This is a genomic window from Pseudomonas sp. 31 R 17 (assembly GCF_900004915.1).
GTDB classification, from domain to species: domain Bacteria; phylum Pseudomonadota; class Gammaproteobacteria; order Pseudomonadales; family Pseudomonadaceae; genus Aquipseudomonas; species Aquipseudomonas orientalis_A.
Map to the genome: position 1 here is coordinate 136,570 of NZ_CVTN01000065.1, position 19,079 is coordinate 155,648.

At 59.6% G+C, this 19,079-nt stretch carries 18 protein-coding genes; 10 read left to right on the forward strand and 8 right to left on the reverse strand.

Annotated elements, in window-relative coordinates:
* Positions 1-22: 22 nt before the first annotated feature.
* The 3 genes from alg8 to yaaA form a co-directional block, all read right to left on the reverse strand.
* Entirely contained in the window at positions 23-1,504 is a 1,482-nt protein-coding gene (alg8, locus tag BFP89_RS12885) for a mannuronan synthase (protein ID WP_163001686.1), read from the reverse strand.
* A gap of 83 nt (positions 1,505-1,587) precedes the next feature.
* On the reverse strand, positions 1,588-2,904 hold the full coding sequence (locus BFP89_RS12890) for a nucleotide sugar dehydrogenase (protein WP_057724657.1): 1,317 nt from the start codon (positions 2,902-2,904) through the stop codon (positions 1,588-1,590).
* Positions 2,905-4,161: 1,257 nt separating this feature from the next.
* The gene (yaaA, locus tag BFP89_RS12895; RefSeq protein ID WP_065885863.1) at positions 4,162-4,941 is read right to left on the reverse strand and encodes a peroxide stress protein YaaA; all 780 of its coding nucleotides are present in this window, start codon (positions 4,939-4,941) and stop codon (positions 4,162-4,164) included.
* 121 nt (positions 4,942-5,062) lie between these two features.
* On the opposite strand from yaaA, the gene BFP89_RS12900 reads away from it, so the two are divergent.
* From BFP89_RS12900 to moaE, 5 genes are all read left to right on the forward strand, one after another.
* Positions 5,063-6,187: a polysaccharide deacetylase family protein gene (locus BFP89_RS12900; protein ID WP_065885864.1), complete on the forward strand. Its 1,125-nt coding sequence runs from the start codon at positions 5,063-5,065 to the stop codon at positions 6,185-6,187.
* 340 nt (positions 6,188-6,527) lie between these two features.
* Positions 6,528-7,922 (forward strand): PhoH family protein, encoded by a 1,395-nt coding sequence (locus BFP89_RS12905; protein ID WP_065885865.1) that lies wholly within the window; start codon positions 6,528-6,530, stop codon positions 7,920-7,922.
* A 151-nt stretch (positions 7,923-8,073) separates the two neighbouring features.
* Positions 8,074-8,547 (forward strand): cyclic pyranopterin monophosphate synthase MoaC, encoded by a 474-nt coding sequence (gene moaC / locus BFP89_RS12910; RefSeq protein ID WP_065885866.1) that lies wholly within the window; start codon positions 8,074-8,076, stop codon positions 8,545-8,547.
* Positions 8,544-8,786 (forward strand): molybdopterin converting factor subunit 1, encoded by a 243-nt coding sequence (gene moaD / locus BFP89_RS12915; RefSeq protein ID WP_065885867.1) that lies wholly within the window; start codon positions 8,544-8,546, stop codon positions 8,784-8,786. Before moaC ends, moaD begins: the two co-directional genes overlap by 4 nt.
* Positions 8,787-8,788: 2 nt before the next feature.
* Positions 8,789-9,238: a molybdopterin synthase catalytic subunit MoaE gene (moaE, locus tag BFP89_RS12920; RefSeq protein ID WP_065885868.1), complete on the forward strand. Its 450-nt coding sequence runs from the start codon at positions 8,789-8,791 to the stop codon at positions 9,236-9,238.
* A 145-nt stretch (positions 9,239-9,383) separates the two neighbouring features.
* Here the strand turns inward: moaE and rhlB are convergent, their stop codons facing one another.
* Entirely contained in the window at positions 9,384-10,844 is a 1,461-nt protein-coding gene (rhlB, locus tag BFP89_RS12925; protein WP_065885869.1) for an ATP-dependent RNA helicase RhlB, read from the reverse strand.
* A 95-nt stretch (positions 10,845-10,939) separates the two neighbouring features.
* Positions 10,940-11,596: an alpha/beta hydrolase gene (locus tag BFP89_RS12930; RefSeq protein ID WP_065885870.1), complete on the reverse strand. Its 657-nt coding sequence runs from the start codon at positions 11,594-11,596 to the stop codon at positions 10,940-10,942.
* A gap of 345 nt (positions 11,597-11,941) precedes the next feature.
* Here BFP89_RS12930 and BFP89_RS12935 point away from each other — a divergent pair, with 345 nt between their 5' ends.
* From BFP89_RS12935 to BFP89_RS12950, 4 genes are all read left to right on the forward strand, one after another.
* The gene (locus tag BFP89_RS12935; RefSeq protein ID WP_016978213.1) at positions 11,942-12,973 is read left to right on the forward strand and encodes an amino acid ABC transporter substrate-binding protein; all 1,032 of its coding nucleotides are present in this window, start codon (positions 11,942-11,944) and stop codon (positions 12,971-12,973) included.
* 72 nt (positions 12,974-13,045) lie between these two features.
* Positions 13,046-14,227, forward strand: a complete 1,182-nt coding sequence (locus tag BFP89_RS12940; RefSeq protein WP_065885871.1) for an amino acid ABC transporter permease — start codon at positions 13,046-13,048, stop codon at positions 14,225-14,227.
* A 10-nt stretch (positions 14,228-14,237) separates the two neighbouring features.
* On the forward strand, positions 14,238-15,335 hold the full coding sequence (locus tag BFP89_RS12945; RefSeq protein ID WP_016978216.1) for an amino acid ABC transporter permease: 1,098 nt from the start codon (positions 14,238-14,240) through the stop codon (positions 15,333-15,335).
* Positions 15,336-15,346: 11 nt separating this feature from the next.
* Positions 15,347-16,111, forward strand: a complete 765-nt coding sequence (locus BFP89_RS12950; RefSeq protein WP_003171943.1) for an amino acid ABC transporter ATP-binding protein — start codon at positions 15,347-15,349, stop codon at positions 16,109-16,111.
* A 50-nt stretch (positions 16,112-16,161) separates the two neighbouring features.
* On the opposite strand, the gene BFP89_RS12955 is transcribed toward BFP89_RS12950, so the two are convergent.
* Positions 16,162-16,644, reverse strand: coding sequence for a type II toxin-antitoxin system MqsA family antitoxin (locus BFP89_RS12955; protein WP_065885872.1), 483 nt, complete (start codon positions 16,642-16,644; stop codon positions 16,162-16,164).
* Complete coding sequence (locus BFP89_RS12960) at positions 16,641-16,952, reverse strand: type II toxin-antitoxin system MqsR family toxin (protein WP_065885873.1); 312 nt, start codon at positions 16,950-16,952, stop codon at positions 16,641-16,643. Before BFP89_RS12960 ends, BFP89_RS12955 begins: the two co-directional genes overlap by 4 nt.
* A gap of 220 nt (positions 16,953-17,172) precedes the next feature.
* On the opposite strand from BFP89_RS12960, the gene BFP89_RS12965 reads away from it, so the two are divergent.
* The gene (locus BFP89_RS12965) at positions 17,173-18,438 is read left to right on the forward strand and encodes a CynX/NimT family MFS transporter (RefSeq protein WP_065885874.1); all 1,266 of its coding nucleotides are present in this window, start codon (positions 17,173-17,175) and stop codon (positions 18,436-18,438) included.
* Here BFP89_RS12965 and BFP89_RS12970 read toward each other — a convergent pair.
* Positions 18,435-19,079, reverse strand: coding sequence for a DUF1120 domain-containing protein (locus BFP89_RS12970; RefSeq protein ID WP_065885875.1), 645 nt, complete (start codon positions 19,077-19,079; stop codon positions 18,435-18,437). The two genes, BFP89_RS12965 and BFP89_RS12970, sit on opposite strands and share 4 nt — an antisense overlap.

Consider the following 19,079-nt stretch of genomic DNA (forward strand, 5'->3'; position numbering starts at 1 on the left):
AGTTAATTCAGGCTTGGCAGGGTCAGACCATCATCAGCAACACGGCGACGAAAATGCTGCCGGCGGAGAAGGTCATGGTCCGAGACGACCAGGTGTTGAACCAACGTTGAAAGCTGGCCAAATCGCGGGTCAGTTTGGTGTCCTGGCGGGTCCAGGACTGTTGATCAAGGCGGAAGAACACGTAGATCTTCACCAGCGCGCCCATGATCTGGTTGTAATAGAGAATCAGCGGGTAGGCCGGGCCGATCTTGTGGCCGGAGCACGACAGCAGCAGCGTGAGGATCAGGCGGGTGATGCCGATCCACAGCAGGTACGCGAGGATGAACGCGCCGCCGTATTTGAAGGTGGCGATGATTGCCACGGTCAGGCCGAGCAGCGAGGTCCACATCGACACGCGCTGGTCGAACAGCACCACGCTGGTGAACACGCCGAGGCGGCGCACACCCAGGCCCAGGGCGCGAGAGTTCTGGCGCAGGTTGTTGCCGTACCAGCGGAACATCAGCTTGCGGCTGGCCTTGATAAAGCTCTTTTCCGGCGGGTGTTCCACGGTGTTGATCGCGGCATCCGGCACGTAGAAGGTGTCGTAGCCCAGGCGCATCAGGCTGAACCAGCTGGACTTGTCATCACCGGTGAGGAACTTGAAGCGGCCCAGGCGCCAGTGTTGCAGCGAGTCGCTTTCCACGTCGGCGATAAAGCCCGGGTCAGTCACCACGCTGGCGCGGAACACCGACATACGCCCGGTCATGGTCAGCACGCGCTTGGACAGGGCCATGGAGCACATGTTGATGTGGCGCTGGGCGAAGCGCAGCTTGTGCCACTCGCTCATGATGTAGCCGCCGCGCACTTCGCAGAATTCGTTGGTGGTCAGGCCACCGACATTGCCGAACAGCTGGAACCACGGCACGGTCTTGCGCACCACGCCTTCGGCCAGCACGGTGTCGCCATCGATCACGGCCACCACGGCGCGGTCATCCGGCAGGTGGCGTGAGATGGCGCGGAAACCGAAGGCCAGGCCGTCGCGCTTGCCGGTACCGGCGATGCGCACGAAGTCGAGCTTGACGTGAGCCGGTGGGTTCATTTTTTCCCAGAGGCTCTTGACCAGCAGCTCGTCGGACATTTCCACCAGCGAGCAGACCACGGTGGTGGGGAAGCCGCATTCGATGGCTTCGCGAATCACCGAGCTGTAGACCTGCGCAGTGGTCAGCGCATCGATCCTGAAGCTGGTGACCATCAGGAACACATGGGATGGGTCGGCGGCCTTGCCCAGCTTGCGCACTTTGCGGCGCAGGTGCGGGTACACCACGTACAGGAACAGCATGCCGCGAAAGAAATGCGTTGCACCCATCGAGTAGCGCCAGATACCGACGGCGCCAATCAGGAAAATAAAATTCTTCGATTGCGAATCGAAGGTGCTCGCCGGCAACAGCAGGGCGAGTCCCATCAGCAGGCTGAGAAACAACAGCCAGCCGGCGGCTTGCAGAAATACATGTTTTAACTTGGACATAAGCGTCATCCGGAAGGGGAGGAGGCTTCAGGCTGCAAGCGCTGGGGATTAAGCCACTGGCAGCCTGAAACTTGCCGTTGCTGTTACCAGCAAATACCTTCAGTACGGCCGCTTACGCTGGTGGCCTTGGACATGAAGCCCACCAGGTCGACCACTTGCTTGCCTTCCGGAGCGTTATGCGCCAGGGCACGGAACTTCTCGTCACGGTTACCGAGGATGATCACGTCGGAGTTGTTGATCACATCATCGAAGTCCGAGTTGAGCAGGGACGACACGTGGGGGATCTTGCCTTCGATGTAGTCCTTGTTCGCACCGTGCACGCGGGCGTACTCGACGTTGCTGTCGTAGATGCTCAGGTCGTAGCCCTTACCGATCAGCATTTCCGCCAGCTCCACCAACGGGCTTTCACGCAGGTCATCGGTACCGGCCTTGAAGCTCAGGCCCAGCAGGGCGACTTTGCGCTTGTCGTGGCTGGAGACGATGTCGAAGGCGTTCTGCACCTGGGATTCGTTGCTGCGCATCAGCGAGTTGAGCAGCGGCGCTTCCACGTCCAGGGAGCCGGCGCGGTAGGTCAGGGCGCGCACGTCTTTGGGCAGGCACGAGCCGCCGAAAGCGAAACCCGGGCGCATGTAGTACTGGGACAGGTTGAGCGTCTTGTCCTGGCAGACCACGTCCATCACTTCACGGCCATCGACGCCGACGGCCTTGGCGATGTTGCCGATCTCGTTGGCGAAAGTGACTTTGGTGGCGTGCCACACGTTGCAGGTGTACTTGATCATCTCGGCAACGGCGATGTCCTTGCGGATGATCGGTGCGTCGAGTTCTTCGTAGAGCGACTGCAGGACATCGCCGGAAGCGGTGTCGAACTCGCCGATAACAGTCATCGGTGGCAGGTCGTAGTCGGCGATGGCGGTGGATTCGCGCAGGAATTCAGGGTTGACCGCAACGCCGAAATCGACGCCGGCTTTCTTGCCGGAGCAGTCTTCGAGGATCGGGATCACCACGTTGGCGACGGTGCCCGGCAGTACGGTGCTGCGCACCACGATGGTATGGCGGGTGGTCTTGTCACGCAGGACAAAACCGATCTCGCGGCATACCGATTCGATGTAGTTGAGTTCCAGGTCGCCGTTTTTCTTGCTCGGCGTGCCCACGCAAATCATCGACAGGTCGGTATCGCGGATGGCTTCGGCGAAGTTGGTGGTGCCACGCAGTCGGCCCGTCTGGATACCCTGGCTCAACAGCTCGCCCAGACCCGGCTCAACGATCGGCGATTTACCCGCATTGATCAGGTCGATTTTTTCCTTGGAGATGTCTACGCCGACCACTTCGTGGCCACGGGCAGACAGGCAACCGGCACATACTGCGCCAACGTAACCCAAACCGAATATGCTGATGCGCATCGCAATTACCTCAATATTTAAATCATGCCATTAGATGGCCGGAGTTCATGTTTACAAGCGTCACTGATGCCGCAAAAGTTAGGCGAATAGACGCCGACTTATCGCGTGCAGGCATGTTGAATAAACGAGTGACTCACTAGTGCACTCAAGTTGTGCGCAGCCAGGCCTTATTATTGGGGCTTGCCCTGAAATGCAGCCGTGCTTCCCTGGAGGAAGACTTCGGCGCCGGTGCGGCAAGGTATCGATGCAGGCAAATTGCCTTTTTTTTCAATGCCTTGAGTGGTTGCACGGGCTCATTTAGGTCAGCGCTGCCTTGGCCTGTAGGGGATAGCAATGCGTACTTATCGCCACCCTTAACTCGATCAGTTGATGGTGTGACCATAGAGTCAAAGTGTTTTAAGACAACTTGACTACTTCCATTGGTCGTTATGTAAGTCATCTCTTACAGCAGCAGAGAATTTCGTTACCGGTGGTATGAGCGGTGCTTCAGGACGAAGTTCCTGGCCACTCATCCTGTTTCCGGAAATTTCTTGAAATATTAGGAAGGATGGCACTGGTAGTATATTGATAGCACTTGCTATTTAGGCCAGTAGTTATGGGGAGTTGGCGCGAGGGGATAGTTTTGTGCCACTACTGAATAAAAAAATTGGTGCCACTACGAAAAAAAACGATGAATGTCGAGTGAATAAATCGTTAGGGTTGTATCTGGATGATTTTATGGCGCCAAATAAATGACGTTTCACTGGTTTGGAATACCAGCAAAATGTGGGAGGGGGCTTGCCCCCGATGGGGGCCTCAGGGCCGACCAGGATGCTGGATCAGACCGAGTACATATCCGTTTCTGCGGTGACGGCCTCTATTGGTTCCGCTTTTACAGCGGGTCACTTTTGGAAAAGAGCCCCAAAAGTAACCAAAAGGGCTCTTGCCCCACCACTCGGCACCTCGCCTGGGCTCGGTGTGCCCGAACGAAGGCTTGAATCCGTGGGCCGCCGCAATGGGCCATCCCTGGCCCAGTGCGGCTAACCCGGCGTCCTGCCGGGTTACCCACGGATTCAAGCCTGCGTTCGGCCAGCGTGGTTTAACGGGGCGCCTAAGATCAAAAGCAGATCAAAAGCCAGAGCCAGAGCGACTCGCTTCGCATCGTGGTTACGGTTGGGCGCTACAGAGTTGTGTAGATACCTATGTAAAGTATCGACTGATCCACCGCTATCGGGGGCAAGCCCCCTCCCACATTTGATCGTCAGTCTCTGTACGGTCTTATTCCGGTGCGTGATCGCGCAAAAACACCAGGTTATCCGGTTTGGATTGCTCCGCATTGAAGCGATAGCCCTGCATATCGAACTGCTTGAGCCTGGCCGGATCGTTGATGCGTTCTTCAATCACAAACCGGCTCATCATGCCCCGGGCTTTTTTTGCGTAGAAGCTGATGATCTTGTACTGACCGTTTTTCAGGTCCTTGAACTCGGTGTTGATGATGCGCGCGTTCAGGGCCGTGCGCTTGACCGCCGAGAAGTATTCGTTGGAAGCCAGGTTGAGCAGCACGTCGTCGCCTTGCGCGGCCAGCGCTTCATTCAACCATTCGCTGATGCGCGTGCCCCAGAACGCGTAGAGGTCCTTGCCACGGGTGTTGGCCAGCTTGGTGCCCATCTCCAGGCGGTACGGCATCATCAAATCCAGCGGGCGCAACAGGCCGTAGAGGCCGGAGAGCATGCGCAGGTGGTCCTGGGCGTAGCTGAAATCGGCATCGCTGAAGGTTTCGGCGTTAAGGCCGGTGTATACATCGCCCTTGAACGCCAGCAGGGCCTGCTTGGCATTGGCCGGGGTGAAAGCGGGCGTCCAGCTGCCGAAGCGGGCGGCATTGAGGCCGCCGATCTTGTCGGAGACGTGCATCAACTCGCTGATCTGCGCCGGGCTCAGTTCGCGCAGTTGCTCGATCAGTTCCTGGGAATGGTCCAGGTACTGCGGCTGGGTGAAGCGCGCAGTGACCGGCTTGGACTCGAAGTCGAGGGTTTTGGCGGGGGAAATCACCATCAGCATGAAGTTGGCTCCTGGAATCGTTGGGCGAGATTCTAGGGGTTGGGGCGTTTTGACTCCACCTATGATGGCAATAGATGCGATCCGCTATGATGGGCGGTAACTCTGGAGAGGGAGACCCCGTGTGCGATTAGCGCTTTTGTTATCGGCTTGCCTGCTCTGCCTGAACGCCCAGGCCGCGCCGGTTGATGTCGCCAGCCTCGACCGCGCCACCTGGCCGGAAAAACTCGGCAGCCCGGCGCTGTTCGACGTGGCCTCGCGGGCGGAAATCCTGATGTTCGCCCATGGTTTGATCGCCAGCGAAGCCTTGGACGAAACCGCGCTCAAGCAGCGCCTGGGCCTGAAGATCATCAACCTGGCCGCAATCGACGACCTGCGCCGCCAACTCTGGCAACGGTTGTTGGAGAACTACACGTTCGCCCAGCAAAGCTGCGAAGAGGACGCTTCGTTCTGTTATCTGGTGGAAAACATGGACGACCTGCGCGAGCAGGCCGGCAAGTTCGCCGTCAGTGACGACTCGTTCTATATAGGCTGGGCCGCGCCCAGCCGGCACTTTCATGAGCGCTATCTCGATGAACTGCTGCGCAAGGCCGCGCTGATGCCGCAGATCAGCAGCGAAGTGGCGCGCTTTGGCGACCACGAGCGCAATGGCGATGAGCTTAACGATCGCATGTTCCTGCTGACCTTCGATGGCGGCCCGGCTACGGTCGGCGGCAATACCGACTGGCTCGCCGATTACCTGCGCAAGCAAAAGATCAACGCCACGTTCTTCGCCCTCGGCAGCAGCCTGCAAACCCGTGTGGAGCGCAGTTCCGCTGCGGATGTGCAGGCGTTGTACCAGGGGCAGTGCGTGGGTATCCAGGGTTGGCAGTATCGCTCTCACAGCCACTGGGTCGATTGGCAGGATTCCATCACCCGCAGCGCATCACTGGTGCAAAACCTGCTGCCGGAAAACTATGTGCCGCTGTTTCGACCGCCTTACGGGCAACGGCGCGCGGACAGCCAGGGCTTCTTTCAGGCCCAGGGTCTGCAAGTGGCGCTATGGGACATCGATTCCCAGGACGATCCGGGCAAGCTCAAGGCCGAAGAGTCGGCGCAGCGGGTGCTGACGCTGATGCTGCTGTGGCGCAAAGGCGTGATTGTGTTCCACGATCCCCAGGACAAGGCGCGGGTGGCATTGCCAATGTTGTTGCAGTCGACGGCGCAGAGTGGCCTGGGTTGGCAGGACTGTCGTGAAGCATTTCGATGAAATGCCCGGCCCTGTTGGTCGAGGGGGATTTTCGGGGTAATTTGCCGCGACATTTCGATGCAGGCGGACTTCCGACTTTAACGGGGTGCATGGCACTCGGCTAGTGCTATTCGTCATCCTGAAAAATAAACTTCAAAAAAGCGTCAAAGTGCTTTTTCCTGTCATGGGTTTTGCGGTATTACGAAGTCAGACCGCCGAAACCTGCAGCACAGGTGGCGTCTTCCAAGACTCCTAATGTGGGCACTGCACTTGACGTCACACCAGGTGCAGCCGGTGGTCGAATCGAGGCGCAGCACCGCCAAGGTATTGCGTCGACTGGCTCCCACAAAGGTGACCGAGTATGGATGATCATGGACGCACCCCTTCTTCCGACCAGCCAATCCTTTATGTGCTTGATACCAACGTATTGATTCACGATCCAAACGCACTGCTTAACTTTGAAGAACACCACGTCGCCATCCCCATGATCGTGCTGGAGGAACTGGACAAACTCAAAAGCGGCCACCACAGCGTCGCTGCCGAATGCCGCCAGGCCATCCGCCTGATCGACAAGACCCTGGGCGAAGCCTCGCCCGAGGACGTTGAAGTCGGCGTGCCGATCCAGCGTGGCAAGAGCGGGCCCAAGGGGTTGCTGTCGATCCTGATGAACAAACGCAGCGAGCCCAGCAGCCTGCTGCCGGAAAACCTCAACGACAACAAAATCATCAACCAATTGATCGACCTGCACGCGCGCGACAAGGACCTGCGTCTGGTGCTGGTGACCAAAGACATCAATATGCGCCTCAAGGCACGAGCGTGTGGGATCGCTGCCGAGGACTACAGTACCGACCAGTTGGTGGACGACGTGTCGATGCTGTCCCGGGGTTATCACATGATGACCGGCTCGTTCTGGGACCGTGTCAGCAAGGTCGAAACCCGCCAGGACCACGGCCGCACCTGGCATCAGGTGCAACTGACCGACAACCTGCCGGCAGTACATATCAACGAATTCATCGTCGACGAGCAGGGCTTCGTGGGCTGGATCAAGGAGATTCAGGTCGACAAGCTGCTGATCCTCGACCTGCATCAGGAACCCCTGTTGCACCAGGAAGCCTGGGGCCTGAAACCGCGTGACATCTACCAGAGCCTGGCGCTGTATGCGCTGCTCGACCCGGACATTCACCTGGTCAACCTGACGGGCGCCGCAGGTTCGGGGAAAACCATCCTCGCCCTGGCCGCCGCCATCGAACAGACCATGGTGACCAAGCGCTATCGCCGCATCATCGCCACCCGCAGCGTGCAGGGCCTGGACCAGGAAATCGGCTTTTTGCCCGGCACCGAGGCGGAAAAAATGGAGCCGTGGCTGGGGGCGATCACCGACAACCTCGAAGCCTTGCACATGGATGACGAAAACACCCATGGCAGCGTCGACTACATCCTCAGCAAAGTGCCGTTGCAGTTCAAATCCCTCAACTACATTCGAGGTCGCAGCTTCCAGCAGAGCCTGATTTTGATCGACGAATGCCAGAACCTTACCCCGCACCAGATGAAAACCATCATCACCCGTGCCGGCGCCGGTTCCAAAGTGGTGTGCCTGGGCAACCTGGCACAGATCGACACCCCTTACCTGTCCGCGACCAGCTCCGGGCTGACTTACCTGACGGAACGCTTCAAGGACTTCCCGAACGGCGTGCACATCGCGCTGCAGGGCGTACCACGTTCGATTCTGGCCGAGTACGCCGAGTCTCACCTGTAAACGCGATCAATGTGGGAGGGGGCTCGCCCCCGATACCGGTGGCACATTCAACATGTCTGTTGACTGACCCACCGCAATCGGGGGCAAGCCCCCTCCCACATTTTGTTCCGTGTTGGGTTTACAATCGCTGCTCCTGATCAGGAGTATCGCTGTGCTGACTCATCTCGATTCCCAAGGTCGCGCCCACATGGTCGACGTCACCGACAAAGCCGTGACGTTCCGTGAAGCCGTGGCCGAAGCGCGGGTGCGCATGTTGCCCGACACCCTGAAAATGATTGTCGACGGCGCCCATCCCAAGGGCGACGTGTTTGCCGTGGCCCGCATTGCCGGGATCCAGGCGGCGAAAAAAACCAGTGACTTGATCCCCCTGTGCCACCCGCTGATGCTCACTGGCGTCAAGGTCGAACTGCGCGCCGATGGCGTGGATGCCGTGCATATCCTGGCGCGCTGCAAGCTTTCCGGGCAGACCGGTGTAGAGATGGAAGCGCTGACGGCGGCGAGTGTCGCGGCACTGACCATCTACGACATGTGCAAGGCCGTGGATCGCGGCATGACCATCGAAAATATTCGACTGCTGGAAAAACTGGGCGGTAAAAGCGGGCATTTCAAGGCGGACCAGGCATGAGCATCAACGTATTGTTTTTTGCGCGTTACGCCGAAGCGGTGGGCTTTGATTCGCTGGAGATGGAAGGTGAGTTTGCCACCGTTGATGCTGTGCGCCTGGCACTGGCCGCTGACCCGGAGTTCGCGGTACTCAACGAGGCGAGCCTGATGTGTGCGCGCAACGAAGAACTGTGCAATCTCGACGAGCCGGTCGAGGCCGGTGACGAAATCGCGTTTTTCCCGCCCGTGACCGGAGGCTGAGCATGGCCATTCGTGTGCAGGTCGAGGCCTTTGATCCCGGTGCCGAAGTCAATGCGATGCACGCAGCCAATGTGGGCGTGGGCGCGGTGGTGAGTTTTGTCGGCTATGTGCGCGATTTCAACGATGGCCGCGACGTGTCGGGGATGTTTCTGGAACACTACCCGGTCATGACCGAAAAAGCCCTGGCCAAGATCGCCGTGGAGGCCGAGCAGCGCTGGCCGTTGCTCAAGCTGGAGGTGCTGCATCGCATCGGCGCGCTGGAGCCGGGTGAGCCGATTGTGTTTGTGGCGGCGGCCAGTGCGCATCGTCAGGCGGCATTCGATGCCTGTGCGTTTGTGATGGATTACTTGAAAACGCGTGCGCCGTTCTGGAAGAAAGAGAACACGCCGGAAGGTGCGCGTTGGGTTGAAGGGCGGACCAGTGATCACTCGGCAGCAGATCGCTGGAAATAGCCAGCCAGGACAAATCTCAAAACCAGCAGAGATCAAAGTGTGGGAGGGGGCTTGCCCCCGATGACGGTGGATCAGCCAGCTTATGTCGAGCTGACCCACCGCTATCGGGGGCAAGCCCCCTCCCACACTTTTATTGCATTTCAGCTTAAGGGCGTTTGCGTTCTACAGCCCGCAGCAAGTGCGTCGGCGGCGTCTCACAACTGATCTTGCGCCCCAGCAGCGTCTCGATCGACGGCAGCTGGTACGAGTCATCCTCGCCCGCAAAGCTGATCGACACGCCCGCAGCCCCGGCACGCCCGGTACGACCGATACGGTGTACGTAGTCGTCCGGCACTTCCGGCAGGGTGAAGTTGATCACGTGGCTGATGCCGTCGATGTGAATCCCGCGCCCGGCCACGTCGGTGGCCACCAGCACGCGGATCTTGCCTTCGCGGAAACCTTCCAGGGTCTTGATGCGTTTGTGCTGCGGCACGTCGCCGGACAGTTGCGCGGCGTTGACGCCATCGCGCACCAGGCGCTCTTCGATGCGGCGCACTTCGTCCTTGCGGTTGGCGAAGACCATCACGCGTTCCCAACCGTTGTCGTTGATCAGGTTGTAGAGCAATTTGTACTTGTCGGCACCGGCCACGGCATAGATGTGCTGCTCGACGTTTTCGCTGGCGACGTTCAGCGCCTCGATTTCGACGATGGACGGATCGGTGGTCCACTGCTTGGCGAGGTTCATCACGTCTTCGGTGAAGGTCGCGGAGAACAGCAGGGTCTGGCGCTCGGCTTTTGGTGGGGTCTGGCGAATGATCTGGCGCACTTGCGGGATAAAACCCATGTCGAGCATGCGGTCGGCTTCGTCCAGCACCATCACTTCGACCATGTCCAGGTGCACGTCGCCACGCTGGTTGAAGTCGAGCAGACGGCCTGGGGTGGCGACCAGGATGTCGCAGTGACGCGCCTCGAGGTGCTTGAGCTGCTTGTCGAAGTCCATGCCGCCGACGAACGTCATGACGTTAAGGCCGGTGTACTTGGTCAGGTCGGCGGCGTCCTTGGCGATCTGCACCACCAGCTCCCGGGTAGGGGCGATGATCAGCGCGCGCGGTTCGCCCATGTAGCGTTCCTTGGGCGGCGGCGTTTGCAGCAGTTGGGTGATGATCGAGATCAGGAACGCGGCGGTCTTGCCGGTGCCGGTCTGTGCGCGGCCGATGGCGTCTTTGCCGGCCAGGGTGAAGCCCAGCACCTGCGCCTGGATCGGCGTGCAGTACGGGAAGCCCAGGTCCTGGATGGCGTGCATCAGTTCCGGGGCCAGGTCGAAGTCGTGGAAGCGGGTCTTGCCTTCCTGGGGTTCGACGACGAAGTCTTCGAGTTTCCACGGGATGACGACCGGCTTTGGGGCGTGCTCGCGGCGAGGCTTCGGCGCGACCGGCGCGGCAGCGACCTCAACCGGTCTTGTCTGTTCAGGCGCTGTCACGTTTGGCTGGGCAACAGGTGCCGTGCGGGCGGGCTGCCTGCCGTCATTGCGGCTGCCGGTTGGCGGGACGGGAGCACTGGGAACAGGCGCGAGCGGCTCAGCCTCGCTTTTGCCGAACATCTTCTTGAGTGCTTTGAGCACGGTCATCTCATTAATTGGTTAAGGAATGTACGCCGGCCAGTGTAATGCAAGAATCGGGCGCGGCGTAGTGCGTCTGTCATACAACTACATAAACGCGCGAGTCAGCGCAGGCACTCAGCCAGCCAAGTGCCGATATCGCGTATCTCTTCGGGTAACACTTCGTGGCCCATTGGGTATTCCTGCCATGTCACGGTGACACTACGGGTCTTCAGATGCTCATAGGCGCTGCGGCCCATGGCGTTCTGTACCACCTCGTCGTACTGGCCGTGCAGGCACAGGGCCGGAATGCGCTGCTGGCTGGCGGATAATTCCAGCTCATCGTCGAACGTCGGCGCGTAAGTGGAGAGGGCGATCACGCCACCCAGCGGGCCCTGCCATTTTTTAAAGGCTGTGTGGAAAACCACCGCTCCCCCTTGGGAAAAGCCAGCCAGGAAAACACGCGAAGCGTCTACCCCGGTTCTCTTCTGCGTTTCGATCAAATCCGTGACCGTCTCGGTCGACGCTTCCAGTTCTTCCAGGCTGATCGAACGGGCCGGGCTCATGGCCTTGATGTCGTACCAGCTCGGCATCTCGTAGCCACCGTTGATCGTCACCGGGCGGCTGGGTGCCTGGGGTAAAACGAAGCGGGTGGTCAGTAACGTTTCCTGCAGCATTTCGGCTACCGGCAGAAAGTCATAGCGATCGGCGCCCAGGCCATGCAGCCAGATTACGCAGGCGTCTGCGGGCTTGGCGGGCTCTAGAATCAAGGGTTCGGTCATGTTTGCTCCATAGATGTGCAGGCGCTCCGATTGGGTGCGTCGCAACGGTGCGCGACAGGTTGATCTGTTAAGAGAATGTCGCAAGGTTGAATCTTTTGCTATTGAACCGGGTACTCAGCGACTCAGCCGGCACTCTGGTACGGGCCTTGCTATGTGTAGGTCGATGTCAGAACTCTCCCAGGGCGGTAACACTATCAGTGACTGCCGCTTGTGGGGAAGCAACTGGAATTACCGCAAAGATCTCATGCTGCTTGACCCCAAAAAAAGCCAACACGGGTCGATATCGCCTCATAAGGGTGCGCTGAGGTTGGAGCTCCGACACAACAAGAGCAACTGGAGGTTTGAATGAAGGTATTGAAATCCACCCTGGCCATCGTGACCGCGGCCGCCGTATTGGGTGTCAGTGGTTTTGCCCAGGCTGGCGCCACCCTGGACGCCGTGCAGAAGAAAGGCTTTGTACAGTGTGGCGTGAGTGACGGCCTGCCGGGTTTCTCGGTGCCGGATGCCAGCGGCAAGATCCTCGGGATCGACGCTGACGTGTGCCGTGCCGTCGCCGCCGCCGTTTTCGGTGACGCGACCAAGGTCAAGTTCAGCCAGTTGAACGCCAAGGAGCGTTTCACCGCGCTGCAGTCCGGCGAAGTCGACATCCTGTCGCGCAACACCACCATGACCAGCTCCCGCGATGCGGGCATGGGCCTGAAATTCCCGGGTTTCATCACCTACTACGACGGCATCGGTTTCCTGGTTAACAACAAGCTGGGCGTGAAAAGCGCCAAGGAACTGGACGGTGCAACCATCTGCATCCAGGCTGGTACCACCACCGAGCTGAACGTTTCCGACTACTTCCGTGGCAACAACCTCAAATACACCCCGATCACCTTTGACACCTCCGATGAAAGCGCCAAGTCGCTGGAATCCGGGCGTTGCGACGTGCTGACCTCCGACAAGTCCCAACTGTTCGCCCAGCGCAGCAAGCTGGCCGCGCCGAAGGACTACGTGGTGCTGCCGGAAACCATTTCCAAGGAACCCCTGGGCCCGGTCGTGCGTAACGGCGATGACGAGTGGCTGGCCATCGTGCGCTGGGTTGGCTACGCCATGCTCAATGCCGAAGAAGCCGGTATCACCTCGAAAAACGTTGAAGCTGAAGCCAAGTCCACCAAGAACCCGGACGTTGCCCGTCTGCTCGGTGCCGACGGCGAATACGGCAAAGACCTGAAAGTGAAGAAAGACTGGGTCGTGCAGATCGTCAAGCAGGTCGGTAACTACGGCGAAGTGTTCGAGCGCAACCTGGGCAAGAGCACCCCGCTGGAAATCGACCGTGGCCTGAACGCGCTGTGGAACAACGGCGGCATTCAATACGCACCGCCTGTGCGCTGATCGCTGATGGTTCTGTCACCCGGTGGGCCAACCGCCGGGTGATGTTCTGTTCCATTCTTTTCGGGGCACTTCATGCAAAATCAAATCGGCGCACCCAAGCAGAAGCTCAGCTTCAGCGATCCCAAAGTGCGTGCGTGGCTCTTCCAGATCATCACGATTGTGGCGGTGGTCTCGCTGGGCTGGTACCTCTTCAATAACACCCAGACCAACCTGCAGCACCGGGGCATTACCTCGGGTTTCGACTTTCTCGAGCGCAGTGCCGGCTTCGGCATCGCGCAGCACTTGATCGATTACACCGAGTCGGACAGCTATGCCCGGGTGTTTGTGATCGGTTTGCTCAACACCTTGCTGGTGACCGTGATCGGTGTGGTCCTGGCGACCCTGCTCGGCTTCATCATCGGCGTGGCGCGGCTGTCGCCGAACTGGATGATCAATAAGCTGGCGACCGTGTATGTGGAAGTATTCCGCAACATTCCGCCGCTGCTGCAAATCCTGTTCTGGTACTTTGCGGTGTTCCTGACCATGCCGGGGCCGCGCAACAGTCACAATTTCGGCGACACCTTCTTTGTCAGCAGCCGTGGCCTGAACATGCCGGCAGCGATTGCCGCTGATGGTTTCTGGCCGTTCGTGGCCAGCGTCGTGGTTGCCATCGTGGCAATCGTGCTGATGGCACGCTGGGCCAACAAGCGCTTTGAAGCCACCGGTGTTCCGTTCCATAAATTCTGGGCGGGGCTGGCGTTGTTCATCGTGATCCCGGCGTTGTGCGCATTGCTCTTCGGCGCGCCGCTGCACTGGGAAATGCCCGAGCTCAAAGGCTTCAACTTCGTCGGCGGCTGGGTACTGATCCCTGAACTGCTGGCACTGACCCTGGCGCTGACCGTCTACACCGCTGCATTTATTGCGGAGATCGTGCGTTCGGGCATCAAGTCGGTCAGCCATGGCCAGACCGAAGCGGCACGTTCCCTGGGCCTGCGCCCCGGGCCGACGCTGCGCAAGGTCATCATCCCGCAGGCCCTGCGGGTGATCATTCCGCCGCTGACCAGCCAATACCTGAACCTGGCGAAAAACTCGTCACTGGCCGCCGGTATCGGTTACCCGGAAATGGTTTCGCTGTTTGCCGGCACGGTGCTCAACCAGACCGGCCAGGCCGTCGAAGTCATTGCCATCACCATGAGCGTGTACCTGGCGATCAGCATCAGCATTTCCCTGCTGATGAACTGGTACAACAAGCGCATTGCGCTGATCGAGCGGTGAGGAAACGCCCATGAGTTCACATACGTTCAAACCTGATATGCCGCCGCCGAACAAAGTCTTCGGGCCGATGGCATGGATGCGCGCCAACCTGTTCTCCAGCTGGCTCAACACGCTGCTGACGTTGCTGGCGTTCTACCTGATCTACCTGGTAGTGCCGCCGATCCTCAGTTGGGCGATCATCGATGCCAACTGGGTCGGCACCACGCGCGCCGACTGCACCAAGGAAGGCGCCTGCTGGGTGTTCATCCAACAGCGCTTCGGCCAGTTCATGTACGGCTACTACCCCGGCGACCTGCGCTGGCGCGTGGACCTCACCGTCTGGCTGGCGATTGTCGGCGTGGCGCCGTTGTTCATCTCGCGCTTTCAACGCAAGGCGGTCTATGGCCTGAGCTTTCTGGTGCTGTACCCGATCATCGCGTTCTTCCTGCTGCACGGCGGTGCGTTCGGGCTGACCAACGTGGCCACCAGCCAGTGGGGCGGCTTGATGCTGACCCTGGTCATTGCCACCGTGGGCATTGCCGGCGCGTTGCCGCTGGGCATCATGCTGGCGTTGGGGCGGCGTTCGAACATGCCGGCGATTCGGGTGGTCTGCGTGACCTTCATCGAATTCTGGCGCGGCGTGCCGTTGATCACCGTGCTGTTCATGTCCTCGGTGATGCTGCCGCTGTTCCTGCCTGAGGGCATGGGCATCGACAAGCTGCTGCGCGCATTGATCGGCGTGATCCTGTTCCAGTCGGCCTACGTGGCCGAAGTGGTGCGCGGCGGCTTGCAGGCGATTCCCAAGGGCCAGTACGAAGCGGCTGCGGCGATGGGCCTGGGTTACTGGCGCAGCATGGGCCTGGTGATTCTGCCGCAAGCCCTGAAGATGGTGATCCCCGGCATCGTCAACACGTTCATCGCGTTGTTCAAGGACACCAGCCTTGTGATCATCATCGGCCTGTTCGACCTGCTCAACAGCGTCAAGCAAGCCGCCGCCGACCCCAAATGGCTGGGCATGGCCACCGAAGGCTACGTGTTCGCCGCCCTGGTGTTCTGGATTTTCTGTTTTGGTATGTCGCGCTATTCCATTCATTTGGAACACAAGCTCGACACAGGCCACAAGCGTTAGGAGTTGTTGTTATGAGCGAAGCGATCAAACAGCCTGTGAGCCCTGAAGGCATTATCCAGATGCAGGGCGTTAACAAGTGGTACGGCCAGTTCCACGTGTTGAAAGACATCAACCTCAACGTCAAGCAGGGCGAGCGTATCGTGCTGTGCGGCCCGTCGGGTTCGGGCAAGTCCACCACCATCCGCTGCCTCAACCGTCTGGAAGAGCACCAGCAGGGCCGTATCGTGGTCGATGGCGTGGAACTGACCAATGACCTCAAGCAGATCGAAGCGATCCGCCGCGAAGTCGGCATGGTCTTCCAGCACTTCAACCTGTTCCCGCACCTGACCATCCTGCAGAACTGCACGCTGGCGCCGATGTGGGTGCGCAAGATGCCCAAGCGCAAGGCCGAGGAAATCGCCATGCATTACCTTGAGCGCGTGCGCATCCCGGAGCAGGCCCACAAGTTTCCGGGGCAGCTTTCAGGTGGCCAGCAACAGCGTGTGGCGATTGCCCGCGCCCTGTGCATGAAGCCCAAGATCATGCTGTTCGACGAGCCGACCTCGGCACTCGACCCGGAAATGGTCAAGGAGGTGTTGGACACCATGATCGGCCTGGCCGAAGACGGCATGACCATGTTGTGCGTGACCCATGAGATGGGGTTTGCGCGCACCGTGGCCAACCGCGTGATCTTCATGGACAAGGGCGAGATCGTGGAGCAGGCGGCGCCGAATGACTTCTTCGACAATCCGCAGAATGATCGGACCAAGTTGTTCCTGAGCCAGATTTTGCATTGATTGCAGCTTAAAGAAACCCGGCTTTTACGCCGGGTTTTTTGTGTCTGTTCTCAAGGTGTTGTCAGGGTTTCATGTTCTCTATGTACCGTATTCTTGGAATTGCGCAGGTCTGCACCTTCACTCAGGACTTTCGCATCGACCATCAAGTGTGGATGACGCTCAAGCAAGCGCATCAGTATGACCAGTGACTTGGGTGGTAATACTTCGCCGCGTTCGTAGCGAGAAACCGCGTTGTGCCCGCCACCTGACAACAGTTCCACGGTTTCCTTTTGTGACAGATGCAATTTGCGGCGTATGCGTTTCAGCTCTGTGCCGATCATTCGCCGGAAGGTGTGGACTATGTCATCGCACAGGTTCGAATAGCGTTCTGCGTCTTGCGGATCGAGGAGCACTTCTCCACACGCCTCGCATTCCCACCCAGACAAATTGTCGATACGGCGAAGCAAGCCTTTCACTTCCATTGTCTCGCTGCGTCCCGAGAAATGAAGCATCCCGTCCTGCCTTCCGCAACTGCAACATTGTTGTCTTTTCATGTGTTTTTCTCCTTGAAGGAGATCACCGGAGGTCCGTCGCCTGGACGGTAAGTCACCTTTATGTAGATCTCCAAACCGTGCGAGCAAATGTGGTAAACGTCCTGCCAGGCACGATGATCGTCATAACTTGTCATCGACTTGTACAACATCGTTCTTTTCAGCGCGTAGATGACTGCCTGCATCTCTCCTATATCCAGGCCAAGGTCTTTACCGCTCAGCCGCGCGGTCGCGGTAAAGGCGCTGAAGCCAAGCCGCCTGACATCCGCCTTTATCACCGCCAAATCGTAATGAGGTGTGTACTTTTCCATAAGACACCTGAGGCCAATAATTACCCTCTAAGGGTAATTTTACCAATCGAAAATACTGCTCCTTTTCCTGCCCAAGAACCCTAGTGCGTTGCCTTTGTAGGCAGCTCCGAATAGCCTGTGGGAAAATTCATCCCATGATTGGCCGTACTGCAGGCGAGTAGCAGGCACTGCGCTCGGCAAGATCCGCAACGCGCCAAATCCCCCTGCCGGCAGTTGATCAATGACCCCTGAAACGCAACGCAAGACTGAACTTGAAGAGCTGCTGATTGACGCCGAGGCCGACGATGAGGGTGTGCAACACGCGCAGCCGAGTGTGGCGCGACCCTGGTTGCTGTTGCTCGGCCTGGTCCTGGTGGCGCTGAACCTGCGCCCGGCGCTGTCGAGCCTGTCGCCGCTGCTGGCTGAAGTCTCCAGCAGCCTGGGTTTGTCGGCCGCCAAGGCCGGCTTGCTGACCACCTTGCCGGTGCTGTGCCTGGGCCTGTTCGCGCCGACCGCGCCGATGCTGGCGCGACGTTTTGGCGCCGAGCGCGTGGTGCTGGGCATTCTGTTGACCCTGGCCGCCGGGATCATCCTGCGCAGTTCGTTCGGCGAAGTGGGCCTGTTCGTCGGCAGCCTGATTGCCGGTGCGAGCATCGGCATTATCGGCGTGCTGTTGCCGGGCATCGTCAAGCGTGATTTTGCCAGGCAGGCCGGGACCATGACCGGGGTCTACACCATGGCGTTGTGCCTGGGCGCCGCCATGGCAGCGGGCGCTACCGTGCCGTTGAGCCACTACTTTGGTGACCGTTGGACCATTGGCCTGGGCTTCTGGATACTGCCGGCGCTGGCGGCGGCGTTGGTCTGGTTGCCCCAGGTCGGCCAACAGCACGGCAGCCACCGCGTTGCTTATCGCGTAAAGGGTCTGCTGCGCGACCCACTGGCCTGGCAGGTCACACTCTACATGGGCCTGCAGTCGTCGCTGGCCTACATCGTGTTCGGCTGGTTGCCGTCGATCCTGATCGGTCGCGGCCTGAGCGCCACCGAGGCCGGGTTGGCATTATCCGGTTCGATCATCGTGCAACTGCTCAGCTCCCTTGCCGCCCCCTGGCTCGCCACCCGTGGCAAGGACCAGCGCCTGGCAATCGTGGTGGTGATGCTGCTGACCCTGGGCGGTTTGTTCGGTTGTCTTTACGCACCGCTGGAGGGCTTATGGGGGTGGGCGATTGTGCTGGGCCTGGGGCAGGGCGGTACCTTCAGCCTGGCGCTGACCTTGATCGTGTTGCGTTCACGCGATTCCCACGTGGCGGCCAACCTGTCGAGCATGGCCCAGGGCATCGGTTACACCCTGGCGTCCCTCGGCCCTTTTGCGGTCGGCCTGGTGCATGACTGGACCGGCGGCTGGACAGCCATCGGCTGGATCTTCGCCGTGATCGGCCTGGGCGCCATCGTCGCGGGCCTCGGTGCCGGGCGTGCGCGCTACGTGCAAGTCACCAGCGAGCAAGTCTAGAGGTACACCACTTCCAGCGTGGCTGACCCATCGAGCGCGGTCTCCACGCTCAAGTCCAGGTTCTGCCGGGCATTGATCACGGTCTGCACCGTGACAATGCCGTCCAGGAGACTGATGGCTGTGGGCCCGCTGACGCTGCCTTCGACAGCGGTAAAGCCCAGGTAGCTTCTGGAACCGATGTCGATGGGGTTGAGATTGGAGGTGCGCCACGCCAGGCCACCGGTGGTGGATTCGGTGCCATAGACCTGCGCGGTGTTGCCGGCCTGGGTTTGCCTTGGGTCGAAGGTCATGGAGTAGACCCCCAGGCGATTGCCGCTGTTATCGAACCCCAGCCCGTAATAAATCTCGCTGTTGACCATGGCTGAACCGTCACGGTTGTCGCGCATGCGCAAGGCATAGCGCACGGGGCCATTGCAGGCGATGCCAATATGCAGGGTCTTTGGCGGCAGGCGCGTGGCGGTCTCCAGGTTCAAGTCCTGCCGGGCGATCTTGCCGTAGTCGATCAGGCCACCGCTGGACAGCTGCGGTGAGCAGGCGGCGGGAGTGATCAGGCCATGGACACTCAGGTCCACAGTCGAGGCGGCCAGCGCCGAGGGGGCGCTGGCCAGTAGCAACAGGCTGGAAAAGAGACGGGTTTTCAT